This window comes from Elizabethkingia occulta (genome assembly GCF_002023715.1).
GTDB lineage: Bacteria > Bacteroidota > Bacteroidia > Flavobacteriales > Weeksellaceae > Elizabethkingia > Elizabethkingia occulta.
Genome location: NZ_MAHX01000007.1, coordinates 25,788 through 41,716 on the forward strand (window position 1 = coordinate 25,788; position 15,929 = coordinate 41,716).

The 15,929-nt window shown below is 34.5% G+C and carries 16 protein-coding genes; 12 read left to right on the forward strand and 4 right to left on the reverse strand.

Annotated elements, in window-relative coordinates; all coding sequences use genetic code 11:
• The first annotated feature begins 111 nt into the window (after positions 1–111).
• From BAZ10_RS04860 to BAZ10_RS04870, 3 genes are all read left to right on the forward strand, one after another.
• Positions 112–942, forward strand: coding sequence for a GLPGLI family protein (locus tag BAZ10_RS04860; RefSeq protein WP_078771107.1), 831 nt, complete (start codon positions 112–114; stop codon positions 940–942).
• A 75-nt stretch (positions 943–1,017) separates the two neighbouring features.
• Complete coding sequence (locus tag BAZ10_RS04865; RefSeq protein ID WP_078771108.1) at positions 1,018–2,112, forward strand: hypothetical protein; 1,095 nt, start codon at positions 1,018–1,020, stop codon at positions 2,110–2,112.
• Positions 2,113–2,121: 9 nt separating this feature from the next.
• Positions 2,122–2,805: a TrmH family RNA methyltransferase gene (locus tag BAZ10_RS04870; protein ID WP_078402689.1), complete on the forward strand. Its 684-nt coding sequence runs from the start codon at positions 2,122–2,124 to the stop codon at positions 2,803–2,805.
• An 80-nt stretch (positions 2,806–2,885) separates the two neighbouring features.
• Here BAZ10_RS04870 and BAZ10_RS04875 read toward each other — a convergent pair whose 3' ends face one another.
• From BAZ10_RS04875 to tsaD, 3 genes are read right to left on the reverse strand one after another with little or no spacing between them, the layout of a single operon-like run.
• Entirely contained in the window at positions 2,886–3,581 is a 696-nt protein-coding gene (locus BAZ10_RS04875; protein ID WP_078771109.1) for an RsmE family RNA methyltransferase, read from the reverse strand.
• A gap of 46 nt (positions 3,582–3,627) precedes the next feature.
• The gene (locus BAZ10_RS04880) at positions 3,628–3,987 is read right to left on the reverse strand and encodes a four helix bundle protein (protein WP_078771110.1); all 360 of its coding nucleotides are present in this window, start codon (positions 3,985–3,987) and stop codon (positions 3,628–3,630) included.
• Positions 3,988–4,033: 46 nt separating this feature from the next.
• Positions 4,034–5,050 carry a tRNA (adenosine(37)-N6)-threonylcarbamoyltransferase complex transferase subunit TsaD gene (gene tsaD / locus BAZ10_RS04885; RefSeq protein WP_078771111.1) on the reverse strand — a complete coding sequence of 339 codons (1,017 nt, stop codon included), beginning with the start codon at positions 5,048–5,050 and terminating at the stop codon, positions 4,034–4,036.
• Between the two features lie 2 nt (positions 5,051–5,052).
• Between tsaD and BAZ10_RS04890 the strand changes: the two genes are divergently transcribed.
• The 4 genes from BAZ10_RS04890 to BAZ10_RS04905 all read left to right on the forward strand — a co-directional run bounded on the left by BAZ10_RS04890 (position 5,053) and on the right by BAZ10_RS04905 (position 11,268).
• Positions 5,053–9,801 (forward strand): translocation/assembly module TamB domain-containing protein, encoded by a 4,749-nt coding sequence (locus tag BAZ10_RS04890; RefSeq protein ID WP_078771112.1) that lies wholly within the window; start codon positions 5,053–5,055, stop codon positions 9,799–9,801.
• Positions 9,802–9,948: 147 nt separating this feature from the next.
• Complete coding sequence (locus BAZ10_RS04895; RefSeq protein ID WP_009089420.1) at positions 9,949–10,416, forward strand: Lrp/AsnC family transcriptional regulator; 468 nt, start codon at positions 9,949–9,951, stop codon at positions 10,414–10,416.
• A 69-nt stretch (positions 10,417–10,485) separates the two neighbouring features.
• On the forward strand, positions 10,486–10,869 hold the full coding sequence (locus tag BAZ10_RS04900; protein WP_034866291.1) for a hypothetical protein: 384 nt from the start codon (positions 10,486–10,488) through the stop codon (positions 10,867–10,869).
• Between the two features lie 54 nt (positions 10,870–10,923).
• Positions 10,924–11,268: a hypothetical protein gene (locus BAZ10_RS04905; protein ID WP_078771113.1), complete on the forward strand. Its 345-nt coding sequence runs from the start codon at positions 10,924–10,926 to the stop codon at positions 11,266–11,268.
• A gap of 59 nt (positions 11,269–11,327) precedes the next feature.
• Here the strand turns inward: BAZ10_RS04905 and BAZ10_RS04910 are convergent, their stop codons facing one another.
• Positions 11,328–13,181, reverse strand: coding sequence for a helix-turn-helix transcriptional regulator (locus BAZ10_RS04910; protein ID WP_078771114.1), 1,854 nt, complete (start codon positions 13,179–13,181; stop codon positions 11,328–11,330).
• Between the two features lie 315 nt (positions 13,182–13,496).
• Between BAZ10_RS04910 and BAZ10_RS04915 the strand changes: the two genes are divergently transcribed.
• The 5 genes from BAZ10_RS04915 to BAZ10_RS04930 are packed head-to-tail and all read left to right on the forward strand — an operon-like array spanning position 13,497 to position 15,924.
• On the forward strand, positions 13,497–13,817 hold the full coding sequence (locus tag BAZ10_RS04915; RefSeq protein WP_078771115.1) for an import component protein: 321 nt from the start codon (positions 13,497–13,499) through the stop codon (positions 13,815–13,817).
• 37 nt (positions 13,818–13,854) lie between these two features.
• Positions 13,855–14,316 (forward strand): hypothetical protein, encoded by a 462-nt coding sequence (locus tag BAZ10_RS04920; RefSeq protein ID WP_078771116.1) that lies wholly within the window; start codon positions 13,855–13,857, stop codon positions 14,314–14,316.
• Positions 14,317–14,322: 6 nt separating this feature from the next.
• Positions 14,323–15,270 carry a DUF3829 domain-containing protein gene (locus tag BAZ10_RS04925; RefSeq protein ID WP_078771117.1) on the forward strand — a complete coding sequence of 316 codons (948 nt, stop codon included), beginning with the start codon at positions 14,323–14,325 and terminating at the stop codon, positions 15,268–15,270.
• A 25-nt stretch (positions 15,271–15,295) separates the two neighbouring features.
• Complete coding sequence (locus BAZ10_RS19000) at positions 15,296–15,457, forward strand: hypothetical protein (protein ID WP_165689683.1); 162 nt, start codon at positions 15,296–15,298, stop codon at positions 15,455–15,457.
• Positions 15,458–15,477: 20 nt separating this feature from the next.
• On the forward strand, positions 15,478–15,924 hold the full coding sequence (locus BAZ10_RS04930; protein WP_078771288.1) for a hypothetical protein: 447 nt from the start codon (positions 15,478–15,480) through the stop codon (positions 15,922–15,924).
• Positions 15,925–15,929 lie beyond the last annotated feature (5 nt).

Genomic DNA, 15,929 nt, shown 5'->3' on the forward strand with positions numbered 1-15,929 from the left:
TTATTAACATTTAGCACCAATATTTTAGGGAAAAATTAAAACTTCACCTATTGTAGAATTATATTTTTAGAAGTTAATTTGTTTCAGCTATTAATCACCAGATTATTGAATATGAAAATTAAACTTTTATTCCTTTTTACTTTAGGGAGCCTCCTTTGTCATTCCCAAAATCACCGGTTTATTTATGAAGTTCGGTCTAAAAAAGACAAAAAAACAACTGATTTTATCAAAGAAAACTATCATTTGGATGTTGGTAAAGATGAAGTTACTTACTATATCCGCGATTTCTATATAGCCGATTCACTTATCAATAACAATATTCCGTTTCCTAAAGATATGGTACTTAATACTTCTGCATTGGTTATACATAAACCAGCAAGTAATATCTATGACGAATATGATCTGCTAGAGAATAGTGTGTTTAAACTGAGGTCGGAAGACAATCAAACCTGGAAATTATCTGATGATAAAAAAGTAATTAAAAACCTGACATTGCAAAAAGCAACAACTACATGGGGTGGTCGAAACTGGACGGCTTGGTTTTCTACAGATCTACCTTTTCAGGAAGGTCCATATAGGTTTCATGGACTGCCTGGGTTAATTGTAGAATTATATGACGAGCAGAATGATTACCATTTTAATTTGGTCAGATCAGAAAATTTAAAACTGACAAGTAAAAATCAGTTTTTAGAAGTGACTAAGCAAATGGGAGTACTGGTTGATTGGGATAAATATAAGAAAGCGAAATTAGCATACTATGAATCACCTGTAAGTTTTATAAAAAATGCTGCAGGAACAGTAAATTCAAGCGATGGTGTATTTCTGAATGACGGAACTAAAGTAACTTCTTCAAACATAAGAGAGGTAAATGAGCGTCTGAAAAATAATATCAAAAAAGATAATAATCCTGTTGATCTTACCAGAGTAATATCATATCCCTAAATCAGTACATAATATATGAAATGTAAATTTATTTTTTTGTTGTTTGCGGGATTATATTTTGCACAACAGAAGGAAATGAAAGTTGTAGATGAACAGACTGGAGAACCTATTGCTAAGGCGCGGCTCACACAGGCGGATAAAATTCTGTACACGAATGACGACGGAAAGGTTTTGTTACCGGATGATACATCTGGAATAGAGGTTTTTGCAGCCTCTTATCAGAAAGAAAATATAAAATCTTATATACCTATAGTGAAGCTAAAGCCTTTGTATAAAGATATAGAAGGTGTAAATATTGTAAATATCGATGTAAAGAAAATTTTGGAAGAAGTGGATAATAATTATTCCCGCCTATATTACAATAAGCCATCTGTATATGATATCTTGTACAAACAGAAGAATATAAGTGATAATAAAATAAGTCTTTTATTAGTTGCAGATGCTAAATTCTGGACAGATTCAAATATTTATAATTATAAAAATGCAATCAGGGGAGAATATGATTCGTTTGTTCAGATAGGACTAAACAATATCAGATACTTTCAAACGACAGACGACAACAATAGCTTTTTCAGTGGTTCAAGTTTAGATCAGTCTAAAGAATTTATTGCCAGTATGTTTTTAAATTTTGAATTAAAGAGACTGATTACTTTTATTAATGTAAAAGAAACGAAATGTACAGGTTGGCTGGTTAATGAAAAAGGGGATGAACAAATCATTCAGTATAAAATAAATTTGCCAACGGGATATAGGCTAAAGGGTAGTATAGTTTATAATAAGAAAGATAAAGTTATTACTCATTATGAAGTAAATTATAATTCTGATTCACTGGGAACTGTTAAGAGAAAAAATGAAAAAGGGATTGAATATGATTTCCATCCTGGTAATATGAATGTATATTTTGATTTTTATCAGAAAAATAATCAATACATCCCGGGGTTGGCTGGGTCTTATGGAGATTATTATGTTATATATGATAATCAGAAACATGAAGGATCTTTTCATCGCGAAATTACTTTTCAGACCTTTAAAGAAGCAGATAATAAAGGCTTGACAAATAGGATAGATTTCAAAAAGAAAATATGGGAAAATATTCCTGATAACGAAAAGAAAGACTCCGATATTTTGCTTTCAGAAGAAGAGCGCCGCTTTATCGATGAAAATAAGTAATTTTGGGGCATGAATGATCCGCGATATCAAGATGTCTATGAATATATGAAAGGATTTCTGACTGAAGAAAGACTTTCTAAAATTGAGAAATATGCAGAAGAGAGCTCCGATTTTGTATTGCCTGTGTTGGAGAATATATATCAGTTTCGTAACGCAGCAGCAATTATTCGTTCGGTAGAAGCCTGTGGATTTCATAAGATTGCAGCGTTGGAAGAAGAAAATGTATTTAATCCCAATATCAGAGTTGCCCGTGGAGCCGATACATGGATGCAGGTAGAGAAAATGCCCAAAACAATATCTTCACTGCAACAGATTAGAGATAAAGGCTATAAAATACTGGCTGTTTCTCCGGAAAAAAATGCGGTTTCTTTACCAGAATATGAACTGAAAGAACCTGTAGCGTTAATATTTGGTACCGAGATGGAAGGAGTTTCTCAGGAAGTATTGGATTTTGCAGACGAAACCCTGATTATTCCGATGTATGGCTTTACCCAGAGTTTTAATGTTTCTGTAGCTGCTGCTATTTGTATGTACGAGCTGAAACAAAAACTTCTGAAGTCGGATATTGATTACAAACTATCTGATGAAAAAAAACTGGCAATGAAAATTCGCTGGGCTGTTAACAGTGCCCGTTCTGGTGATGAGGTATTGAATCACTATCTAAAAAAGCACAATATAGAGGCTACTTTCTAAAATTAAAAATAAAACAAATCAGTATAAAAAATGGTCAGAATAATTTTCTGACCATTTTTATATGTTATAATATGTAGAGACTAAAACATCTTTTCGTATCCCCAGGCTGCTACAAATACACCTGCGGTTTCTGTACGAAGACGTTGGGGTCCCAGGCTTACAGCCTTGATCTGTTTTTCTTTTAACATCTGTATTTCCTTCAAACTGAAATCTCCTTCAGGGCCTATAAGGAAACAAATGTCCTTTTGTATTTGCAAACGGGTAATATCCTGTCTTTCTAATTCCGAATGGCAATGTGCTACATAGGTTTTTTCGGCATTTACCTTTTGTAAAAAATCGGATATTTTAATCAGATCATTTACTTGTGGAAAATAGAAACGTAAACTTTGTTTCGAAGCAGCAATAACCTGCTTTCTGATTTTATCAATATTCAGATTTTTACGCTCCGTTTTTTCGGTTAATAAAAAGCTTATTTCTGTTACGCCCATTTCAGTCGCTTTCTCAACAAAGAACTCAGTGCGGTCAATATTTTTAGTCGGAGCAATAGCTATATGTAAATGATGTGGGAAATCCGGAGTTTCTAATTGGACTTCAGTAACCTCAATCAGCGCTTTTTTTCCTTCAAAATAAAGCTTTCCATGCGCTAAAGCGCCTTCTCCGTTGGTAACCGAAATTTCTTCACCTTCCCGCATACGCAAAACCTTTGCAATATGTTGCTGGTCATCCTCATGAATCTGCGCAGTGTTTTCAGTAATATTTCCGTAAAAAAGTTTCATTAAAAAAGTTGAATGTTAATTTGTGTAACTGTGTAATTGTTAATAATCAGGCACTAAATCTCTTTTCGAGAGCATTTAGTTGATTAGCAATATGTTCTATTTTATTTCGAAGTTCAGCGTAGACTTCTTCAGATATTAATTTTAGCTCAACAGAAATAATTAGAAAATTTAATAATTCTATCGTGGAACCATATGCAATGTTTATAAATCTGCTTTTGTCTTTATTAGATTTTCTTGTAGATCCTTCTGCAATATTAGCGGCAATACTAACCGATGATCTATTCATCTGTGAAGTTAATCCAAATCGTTCCTTTTCAGGGTAATTCGACGTTAGTTGATAAATAATTACAGATAGATTTTTAGCATTTTGCCATACCTCTAATTTTTCAAAATAAAATTGATGCATAATGGCGATTTTACGGTTACACGATTAATCGAATTTACAAAAAATATTAAAGATCATACTTAGCAGTAGCAGTAGCTCTAAGATCAGTGAATTCTCCTTTCTCGTATTTCAGTTTGGCAACCATTGCAATCATTGCAGCATTGTCTGTTGTGTATTCAAATTTTGGGATGTAATAATTCCATCCTTTTTTCTCAGAAAGCTCTTGTAAGGCACTTCTCAGTTTTGAATTAGCAGATACGCCACCGGCAATAGCAATTTCTTTTACGCCATAATCATCAGCTGCTTTTTCCAGTTTTTTCAGGAGAATATCAATGATGTTCTTCTGAACAGAAGCACACAAATCGTTCAGATTTTCTTTAACAAACTCGGGGTTCTTCTTTACTTCTTTCTGAAGGAAATATAAAACTGAAGTTTTAATTCCGCTGAAAGAGTAGTCGTAACCCTCTAATTTAGGTTTGTTAAACTGAAATACGTTTTCATCCCCTTCCTTAGAAAGTTTATCTATAATCGGTCCGGCAGGATAATCCAGATCCATAATTTTACCTATTTTATCAAAAGCCTCTCCGGCGGCATCATCTATTGTTCTGCCAAGAATTTCCATATCGAAATAATCTTTTACCAGTACAATCAGTGTATGTCCACCACTTACAGTAAGGCAAATGAATGGAAATTTTGGTGGATTAGGATTAGCATCTTCAATGAAATGTGCAAGGATATGTGCCTGAAGATGATTCACTTCTATCAATGGGACATCCAGAGACATCGCCAACGATTTAGCAAAGGAGGTTCCCACAAGAAGTGACCCCAAAAGACCAGGTCCTCGGGTAAAACCTATGGCACAAATTTCATTTTGTTGTATATTTGCTTGGTTGAGTGCTTGGTGAACAACAGGGATAATATTTTGCTGATGCGCGCGTGAAGCCAGTTCCGGTACAACGCCACCATATTCCAGATGAATTTTCTGGTTGGCTGCGATGTTGGACAAAATGCTATTCCCCTGTATGATGGCAGCAGAAGTGTCATCACAAGAAGACTCAATACCTAAAATAACAGACTTGCTCATAGATGGCAAATTTAGAGAATAATAAGGACAATAACGAAAAACCGATTGAAAAGCAGATCGGAAAAGCTGTAGATAAAACCATAGATACGGTTTCTAAAGCGGTAGATGAAGCAGAACATTTTGCCGAGGATGTTGCAAAACAGGCTATAGAAGATGCTTCACATTACAGCTGGTGGGCCAAATTATTATTGTACCTTTTTTACATAGGATTGGGTATAGTTGGTTTGTTTTTTATTGTTGTAAGCTTACCAGCTACCAAAGACTGGGCAGCAACCAAAGCTCTAGGTTCCCTGAACAAAGATTTCGGAATCGAAATTTCTAAAAAAAATGTAGAGCTTAATATTTTCGGAGATGTTACCATCGAAGGATTAGAAATAAAAGACCACAAAGGTTTTCCCTTTATAAAAGCAAAAGAATACCGTGCGAGTTCCGACTGGTTTTCTTTACTAGATATTGGAAAAACAAATACTTTGGCTTTTAAGTCCATGGTTTTAAAAAATGCAGATGTAAAAGTGATTACTTATAAAGGTGATTCCATAGACAATTTTAATCGCTTTATCAGCAAATTTGATGATGGCAAGCCCCGAAACCCTAATAAACCAATATTCCAGTTGCGTTCCAGAGTGCAGATTCTGGATAGTAAAATATCTATTGTCAATCAGAATCATACTGGTGAAGAAGCAAAATGGCTAACGGCAGATCATTTTAATCTTACAGCTCCTTTACTAAAAGTTAAAGGTCCTGAGGTAAGTGCACGAATTAATAATATGACCTTTCAGACGGCTCGTTGGGGAAAGAAACACTTTGTGGAAACTTTCTCTACAGATTTCTCTCTGACCAAAGAAAAGCTAACATTTAAAGATCTTACACTAAATACAGATCATTCATTATTGATGGGAGATCTGGTTCTGAAACTGGATAAGAAAACTCATTTTGCAGATTTTACTAATAAAGTTTTCTGGGATATGACCCTGAAGCAGGGGAGTCAGGTAAGTGGTTATGACATCAGTTATTTTGTAGACAGATGGGATAATTACATTCCGATTAATATTTCCGGTAAAATGGATGGTCCTCTGAACAAATTTACGCTGAATAACTTTTTAGTACGTGGGAAAGATGTAAAAGTTCAGACATCCAAAATGCAGGTGAAAGATCTACTAAAAGGTAAATATCATATTACCACAGATCAGATGTCCGCAGATTTCACATATCCTGATCTGCGTGCTATGCTGCCGAAATTTATTTCCGGCAAGATGGGAAATTTTGCGGATGTTTTCCAGAATATAAAGTTCAATGGTAAAGCAGATGTAGACCCGCACCGTGTTATTGCCAGCGGTAATCTGGTCACGGGAATAGGACAAGCTGAAATAAAAAGTGTAACCCTATCGGATTATAGCTCAAAAGATCCAAAATATGTAGGTGATATTTTTGTAAAAGACCTTAATGTTACTGCATTCACCAAAAATAAGGACGTAGGACTTATTACAGGAAATATAAATGTAAACGGACAGGGATTTGATGTCAATACACTTTCATTACAAACAAAATCCAATATACAGCGCATTCAGATTATGGGGAAAGATGTACACAATCTTTCTTTAGATGGCAATCTAGCCCAGCGAAAATATGATGGGCTTATCGTTATCAACGATGATCAGATTAAAGGGAATGTAAAAGGACTCATTGACTTTAGTACCAAAAGAATACAGGCAGATGTAAAAAGTGAAATAGAGTACCTCAATCTGAACTATTTTGGTAATAATGCCAATAATAACGCCAGTGTAAGTGGCATTTTTGACGGTAAAATTTCGATGACGGATATCAATGACCTTAATCTGGATGCCAGTCTGGAAAATCTCAAATTTACTTCATCCGATCAGAAATTTGAAATACCAAATGCCAATGTCAAGGCCTTTTTTGAAAATGGAAACCGAATTATTGATGTTGATGCACCAGGTGCAGCAAAAGGTAAAGTAGTAGGGCATTTTAATCTCGGAGATTTGGCCGGTATGGCGCAAAGTGGTCTTGGAAATGTATTGGTAGGCTATCTGCCGAAAAAAATATACAAAGGACAAAATTTTGATCTGGAATTCGATGTACAGCAAAAGCTTATCAGCTACTTCTTACCAGACGTATATATACCTTCCGGAGCTCATATTAAAGGAGCTTATACAGGTGATACCAATGATCTTAATTTGGATGCGGATGTACCAAGCCTGAAGTATGTAATGACTAAGAAAGAAGAGATTAGGGAAGCCGACAGAGCATTGGCAAGACTCAATCCTCAGTATAAAATAGAAGAAAAAGCTGTTGTTACAGATAGCGCTGTTGTAGAAAGTATCCATTTGAAAATTAATACAGCACTCCACCAGGAGCAGATTCTGGCAAATATTCAGAAAATAAAATACGATAAGAATATTGTAAGGGATGTTGTACTGAAAGGGACTAATGAAGATGACAAGATTCTGCATATCGCTTCCACATTTAAAGTTGGAAATGAATCGCAGGATGCATCCGGAAAACTTAAACAATATGCAGTCAACCTGAATCAGGTAACCAACCCTAACGGAGATATTGCTGTACGTTTTGAGCCAACATCTGTAAAACTGAATAATGATACCTGGAGTGTAGACACATCTGCAGAGCTCAACCATTCCATTGTATACCGAAAGAAGCAAGGAGATTTTATGGTGAGTAACCTTAGATTGTTTTCAGAAGAAAGTAGTATTCTGATTAACGGAATGTTTAAAGGCGGAAAGGATTTTGATACCGAAATAAAACTGAATAATCTACAATTAGCTAAAGTTCTGGCATTCCTGCCGGGAGAAAATAGTATGGATATCCGTGGTATTGCCAATGGTTCGGCTAAAATAAAAATGAATAAAAATGATCTTCAGCCTATTGTTGATATTAAGGTTGAAGCCATTAAAATGAGCGGTCAGGATGTTGGTAATCTTGTACTGAATGCTAAAAACAGCAGTGCAGTAAATGTTTATGATATAGATGCCCATATTGCATCGGATTCCGGAATAATAGGAGAGAATAATCTTGCCCTTCACGGAACAATAAATAACAATACTCCTTCGCCAACATTAGATCTTACAACATCGTTAAAAGATTTTAATATTGCATTCGCCGGAGAATTTGTAAAGAGTCTTTTTTCTAACCTCAGAGGTAAAGCTAATGGTGAAGTGAAAATCTCAGGTCCGTTGAATAATATCGATTATTCCGGAGATATTGCAATGACCGGACTTGGATTCAAATTTATCTTTACAGGTGTAGATTACAACTTTGCCGATGCGGTAATTCCGGTTTCCAAAGGTTTGGTCGTACTAGACGGACTTAAAGTAAATGATGGAAGAGCTAATTCCTCGGGAACTATAGCAGGAGCAATTAATTTTGAGAAAATCTCAGCGCTTGGGATCAACCTTATTATACAGGCAGACGATCTATTATTACTGAATACCTCGCAAAAAGATTTCGATACTTTCTGGGGACGTGTAACAGCAAAAGGGATTATCAACATATCAGGATCCTCTTCAAAACTGAACTTAGATGCCAAGGCTGCTGTTCTTGGTGGTAGTGAATTTACGCTAAATACAAGTACCGCTTCTTCGGTTGAAGAATTTAAAATGCTGAGATTCCTTAAAGTAGACGAAAAGACAGGAGAGGTTTCGATAGAGCAAAAAGTAAACTCAGGAGCCAATATGAACATTGGTTTAATCCTTGATGTGGATAAAAACTCCACAGTAAATGTATTAGTAGGGGATAATGTAGGAAATATCAGTGTAAGAGGTATGGCCAATAACCTTAGGTTTAATATGAACCGTACCGGAATGATGTCCATGAATGGGGTTTATGCTGTAGACAACGGAACCTTTGTTTCAAAAGCAATTCTGGAAAGAACCTTCCAGATTCAGAAAGGAAGTAGTATTTCGTGGGACGGAAATGTAATGAATCCGGATCTGAATATTGTAGCAAATTATTACAGAGTTGTTACAAATCTAGGAGAATACCTTACTGTAGGGAAGCTTCAGCCTACGAATGTTGAATTGCAGATTAAGATTAAAAACAAAATGCAAGAGCTGAACAGGCAAGGTGCTATTGCAATGGATATTATATTACCGGATGCCTCCAGTCAGATTCGTGAAGCTTTGGCTTCTAAACTGAATACAGAAGACGAGAAGATTAAACAGATCGGTTCTGTACTTATTATGAACAGTTTCAACGTAACCTCCTCGTTAGATGGAGTTACAATTGGGAACGCAGCAGTATCTACAGGATACAGTATGCTGTTCAAAAATCTGGCATCAGTATTTAATGCCATTAGTAACGATTTCCAGATCGATATGGATTATATTAAAGGAGATCAGGCGTCCAATACAGGAGACCGGGCTAATACAAGTGTTAATCTTACTCTTTCTCCGCGTGTGAAAATTAAAACAGGTATCGGTATTCCGATCACCCGTACTGCAGATGTACAGAACAATTACCTCTCGGGTGAAGGTTCTATAGAGTATGATGTTTCAAAGGCAAATGACGGAAGTCTTGTTCTTCATGCTTATTCCAAACCAGCCAATATCGGACTTGTGGTGGGATCTAATGCCAGTGATAATCAGAGTTATGGAGCTGGTGTAGCTTATACCAGAAGTTTTAATAAGTTCAGTGAACTATTTGGAAAAAAGAAAAATAAAGAGAAGAAGAAAAATAAAACTGACACCAAAGCCGTTCAGGATTCTATAAGAAAGTAACGCATCTATTTTGTTGTTTTTATCGTAATTGATTTTTTATAGTGCATATATATTAAAAATCGTTAAAGTTTTTTGTTTAAAGTATATTTTCTTAAATTTGCATTATAAATAAAGAATAATATTTTTTTTTAAATTAAAATAAAAATTATGAACTATCAATTGGACGAAATAGACAATAAGATTCTTGGCTATTTAGTTGCAAATACGAGAATGCCTTTTACAGAAATTGCAAAATTAATGGATGTTTCTGCGGGGACTATTCACGTAAGAGTTAAGAAGATGGAAGATGCAGGAATTATCCTGGGGTCTTCTCTGAATATAGACTATGGGAAATTGGATTACCATTTTACTGCGTTTATCGGTATCCTACTTACAAAGTCTAACAGAACGCAGGAGGTATTAAAGGAATTAGCAAAAATCCCTAATGTAGTAGAGGCTAGTGTTATTTCCGGAAAATATAACATTTTTATTAAAATAAGAGCTAAAAACACAGATGACGCTAAGCGTATTATTTATCAGATCGATGATATTGCAGATGTTATGCGTACAGAGAGTATGATTTCTATGGAAGAATACTTAAGTGATAAAAATCGTCTTATTCAGGCAATTATTTAAAACTTTATTTAATAAATTTACAGTACAAAAGCTTTTGAATTTTCAAAAGCTTTTTTATTATTATTTTTTATGGAAGAACAGGACTATTTCGAAAACGAGCATGAGCCAAAACGTGGAACCCCTTTTTATTTAATATTGGGTGTTTTATTGTTGTTATTGATTAATAATCTCAATGTAGACTACATGACAGTAGGGATGAAAGAGCAGATGCAGATACCACAATGGTATATTACATTGCTGTTTAGTCTGGATGCTCTGGCTATTTTGTCGTTAGTAGGAATTTACTACTTCAGAAAAATTGCAGTTTATTTGTTCCCTGTACTTATTATGATCCACTTTATCATTCACCTGAATTATCTGATGACATTCCTGTATACAGATGTATTTATGATGTTCTTTTTTATCGGGGTTGGTCTGTTGGTATTTATTCCGAAGTGGAGATCTTTTAAATAGTTTTCCGATAATATATTAATATTTTCGATCAATTTAAAATCCAAAGTATATACTATGAGAAAGTTTTTTGTATTTGTTACAGTTTTCAGCGGTTTGTTCATTTTTGCTAAGAATGATGTTGTTAAGCCCTATAAGTCTTTTAATAAGAGTAGTAATATAGTTGCCGGTCAGAGATTTGCTTATGCCGAAGTTGTTTTCCAGCATTATTATAAAGATAAAACATGGGTGAACGGTAAATATGTTAGTGATAATATCAGAGCAGATATTTCCAGAACGACCAGTCCGTCACAAGCTCTGGATATTATGGGCGAAAACGGTTGGGAACTCACAACCTCATTTACCCGCAATTTTGACGGTGGATACGAATATTACTATTATTTTAAAAAAGCTATTAATTAAACAGAGATTTTCTCAATTTCGATATAAGCTATATTAAGATAGCTTATATCAAATGTTTACTAAATATTATCCGGATCTGTACTTCCTAAAGTAACCGAAAAGAAAGTATCAAGATCCGTATCTTCATCCAGACCAAACTTCTTTTTCAAACGGTATTTTGCCATTCTTACACTTTTAGGTTCCACATTCAGCAGATGGGCAATCTGTTTGGTACCCATACCCAGATAAATATAGGAACAATACTTCAGGTCCAGTGCTGTAAGTTTTTGCAATGCCTTTTCACTGATATTTCTGAAGAAATCCGGATGCAGTTCCTGAATTCTGAATTTAGCTTTTTCAAAATCCTTGTCTACGCGGCTAACTTCTTTTACGACCTGATTAATGTTGATATCTGTATCCGATAATCGGGTTTGTAATTGTTGGAGCACTTCATTTTTATGCTGAAGATGAAGGTGATTCGCTAAAACTTCGGTTTGCAACTTTTGTTGTTGTAGTGTTAATAACTCTTGTTCAGCTTTTAGCCTTGCCTGCTCTTCTTTTTCCAGTTTTATCTGTATTTCAGCTTCATTTTTCTCTGTATTGAGCTGTTTTTCTCTTATAAGGGAGTATTTGAGTCGGAAGTGGTAAGATCGGAACATAAAAAAGGCGCCAATTAAACCAATGCATCCCAGAATAATGTATAAAAGTTTTTGCTTTTTGAGAGACAAAACTTCCTGTTCTTTTTTATCATACTGATATTGAGCTTCCAGTCTTTTTACATTGGCAGCTTCGTCTTCATTAAACTGATCTATACTATATTTTGTTACTTTCTTCTGATATTCAAGAGCCTTTGTCAGATCTCCCTTCTTCTCATATAATTCTGCCAGATCATTTACAATCTGTATCATAATATAATAATAAACAGGTGACTGTGTAAGTAACATTGTCTCTGCCTGCAAAAGATACTGTTCCGCTTTATTCAGATCATTATCCCGCGTTGCAAGATTAGCGAGCATACCAAAACCTCCAGCCTGTATAGATTGTGGTTTAGCTGTATGCGTCGAAGCATTTAGTGCTTCACCAATATTGTATTCTATTTGTTTGCGAAGATCATCTGTTAATTTTGGAAAGTATTTCAGCAGATAGCTGGCAGTATTATTCCGGGCGATCGCATAAGTGTAATCCGATACTTGCCCCGGAAATTCTTTATACAAAGCAGTTGCTTTTTCAGAATTACTCATGATGGCATTCAGGTCATCCGGGCTATTGGTTTTTTCGTACTGATAGGTATAGGCTGTTGCCAGTGCGGTATAAGCATTGCTTAGCTGATTTTTATTACCCGATTTTTCAGCCTGTTCTATACTTTTCCGAGCATATTTGAAGCTGTTTTTCAGATCGTTCCAGGTTGTATAGGTACCATATAAAAGGTAATATAACCTGAATTCAAGAATAGGATCTTTTTCTGCTTTTTCCAGTAAAGAGAGGCTTTTCAGAATGTATGCAACAGATTTTTTATATTCATAAAGCGAATGAGAATAATAGGCAGGCAAAAAGCTGGCATAGGCTTGTGCTATTTTATTATTAGTTTTGGAAGCACTTGTAGCGGCGGAATCTATATAAAGCTGTACCTGATCATATTTTTCCAGATTACACATTATAATGCCCTGGAAAACATGAGCTTTTGTTATTGCCAAAAGGTTATCCGATGTTATGGCAAGTTTTAGATATTTCTTGTTATAATCGGATGCTTTATCATATTGCTGTTCGCTTCTGTATTTCTCAATAATAAGCTCATAAACTTTTAGCTTTTCAGCAACAGGTAACTGTTCCGTTTTTAATCGGTTGATCAGGCTGTCTGTATAAATATTTTTTGCTTTTACAGAATGGAACAAAAGAATACAGAATAATAATATCAGATAAAATTTCCCTTTCATTAAACAAATGCTTTATTAATAATGTGTTCAGATTCTGTATTATTTTTATAGAAGTCTTCGGTCTGGTTATAATTTTAATAAAAGTAACAAAAATCCACAGCCTACCCAATTATATCACCACTAAATGTATTTTTCAATTTATTGTTTTTCAGTTTATTACGAAAGATGTAGTCATTCTGTAGTCGCACACTTTTTCGTGGTAGCTGTTATGTAGTAACTGTAAAATTGATTTTACTATTCCGATTGTACAATTTTGCCATAGTCAAGCTGTAAAACACAAAACAATATATTTTTTAACCTTTAATCAATTTTATTATGGACAACAAAACTTTATCAGTCATTTCGTATATCACTATTATCGGGTGGATTGTATCTTTTGTTATGGGAAAAGATAATGCCAACAGTTTACTGAAATACCACCTTCGCCAGTCGTTCGGACTTTTTATTTTCGGAATAGTATTGGGTATAGCGCTTCAGATTATAATGAGTATTACAGGACTCTATGTTTTAGGTTATATAGGTCTTATAAATTTTGCTCTGATGATTATCGGAATTATTAATGCCGCAAATGAAGCTGAGAAACCATTACCACTGATTGGAAAAATGTTTGAAGACAAATTTGCATTTGTAGGCTAATCAAAAATACTCTGGCATTTAAAATAACCATACAAATATGTCGGTCTATAAACATTTGAAAAAAGATAGCACGGGGTATCTGGTAAAACAGTATCCTTCGCTACAGCATGTAATAGTATTGGCATGGCTGCTCATTGGTCTTGTTCTGATAGTTAATACCAGCTACTTCAAAACGGGTATTGTAATATTTGTATTGTCATTATTACTTACTACCTTACTCACTTTTCGGGGACCCAGGGTTTATATAGATCCTTATGCCAAAATAATTACTGTAAAACATGGTTTGAGAAAGAATCAGTATGATCTAAAAGATTTTGAAGGATTTGAATTACAAAGCTTTGTGATGATGGGTTTCATTCCGATAGGCAGTTATTTGTATGCTAACTTTAAAGATGTACCTAAAATAAAGCGTCCTGCAATGTCTCAATCTTTTGGTAAAAAAAGAATGCAGGAAGTGTATAATGAGCTAGAAGAATTGATAAACAATAAAATCACATAATAAAGAATGAAAAGAATAATAATTGTAATAGGCCTCTCTCTACTGACATGTACAGTCATATCCTGTAATAAGATAAAAGAAAAACTATCACAACAGGATAAAACCACCAAGGCAAATCCGTTTAGTGTTGATTCCGGAGATGAGAGTCAGGATATTATTGCCTTCAATAATAAGATTGTAAAAATGGATGAAGCACAGACAGAGTATATAAAAAGCTTTGAAGAAGGTTTAACCAGCATGGATGATTTTGTTAAAAATACTTTGGAAAATCCTAATGCTATGCGTTTCACTCCAGTATCTACACCTACCGCTACATTTATTGCTCTTGAAGAAATAAAAGCACCAAAAGTATTAGGAAGCGAATATCAGAACTTAGTGGATAAAATGATCAATACATTTAAAGGTCTAAAAGCACTGCAGGAAGAATTATCAGCTTATAAAAATGCTGAAGACTGGAAGGATGATAAAGGGAAAAAAATTGCTGAGATTAAAGCTAAGGCCGACAAGATTATAGATGAGAACCGAAATGCCGCCAGTCAGTTATTTACAAAACTAGAGGATAAAGCTGACAAGGCAGAAGTAGAAATGCTAAAGAATCATCCGCTTAAGCAACAAATTACCCAATCCAAAGAGATATTAGATCTTACGCAAAAGATTATTGATGATTCTTATGATATTAAAGACGAGGCTGCTTATAAAAAGCTTTTTGCACAACAATACCAACAATTAGAGAAATTGTACAACCGAAATCTTGAAAATAAAATCCCGTCTGCAGAAAAGAATAAAGAAGCTAGCTACAATTCATTTAATAATGCTGTAAATACTTTTTTGGGGAAAATGCGAATTGTACAACGCAGCATGAATGAAAATAATGAGCAGTTGATGAGTGACCTGGACGATCTGGAAAGAGAAGCTAAAAATGTACTCGGCCGGTATAATTATTTTGTGGATTAAATCAATCACATATAATAAATAAAAGATGAAAATATTAGGCATTATACTTATCATTATAGGCTTCTGTATCACTGTCGTGGTGAAAATTGGTCCTTCTGAAGAAACAAAATGGATTTTTACTTATGGAGACTTACTACCAATGATTACGGCATTAGTTCTTATAGTTCCGGGGTTAATAATCTATTAAAAAAAACAGATAAAAATATCATGTATAAATTCTATAAAAAAGAAGGTAATCGGTATATTTTCAAAAACCAACCCGTATTGATGTTTATAGTGGCTCTTCTTTTCTTTATAATAGCAGTAATGTCTTATAATGTTTCAGCAATACTAGGGCTTGCTATTGCAGCTGTTGCAGTTTTTATCATTATCAATTTTTTCATCAAAAAGTTTATAATCGATATGGACCAATTAACGGTTACTGGAAAACATGGAATCTTTATTCCTGAGAAGACTTATCCTATTGCAGATTTTATAACCTTCGAAGTGATTCATACCAAATATATGGGACTTATTACAACTAACCTCATATTGGCAGCTTATTTCCAAGTGGATGGGAAAGAGAAAGTACTCACTGTTGGTCAGGCAGTGACTACAAGAGCTATTGAGCGCTTGCTTAATGAGACAGAAGATATTATGAAAAGTAAGGCGTAAGTACA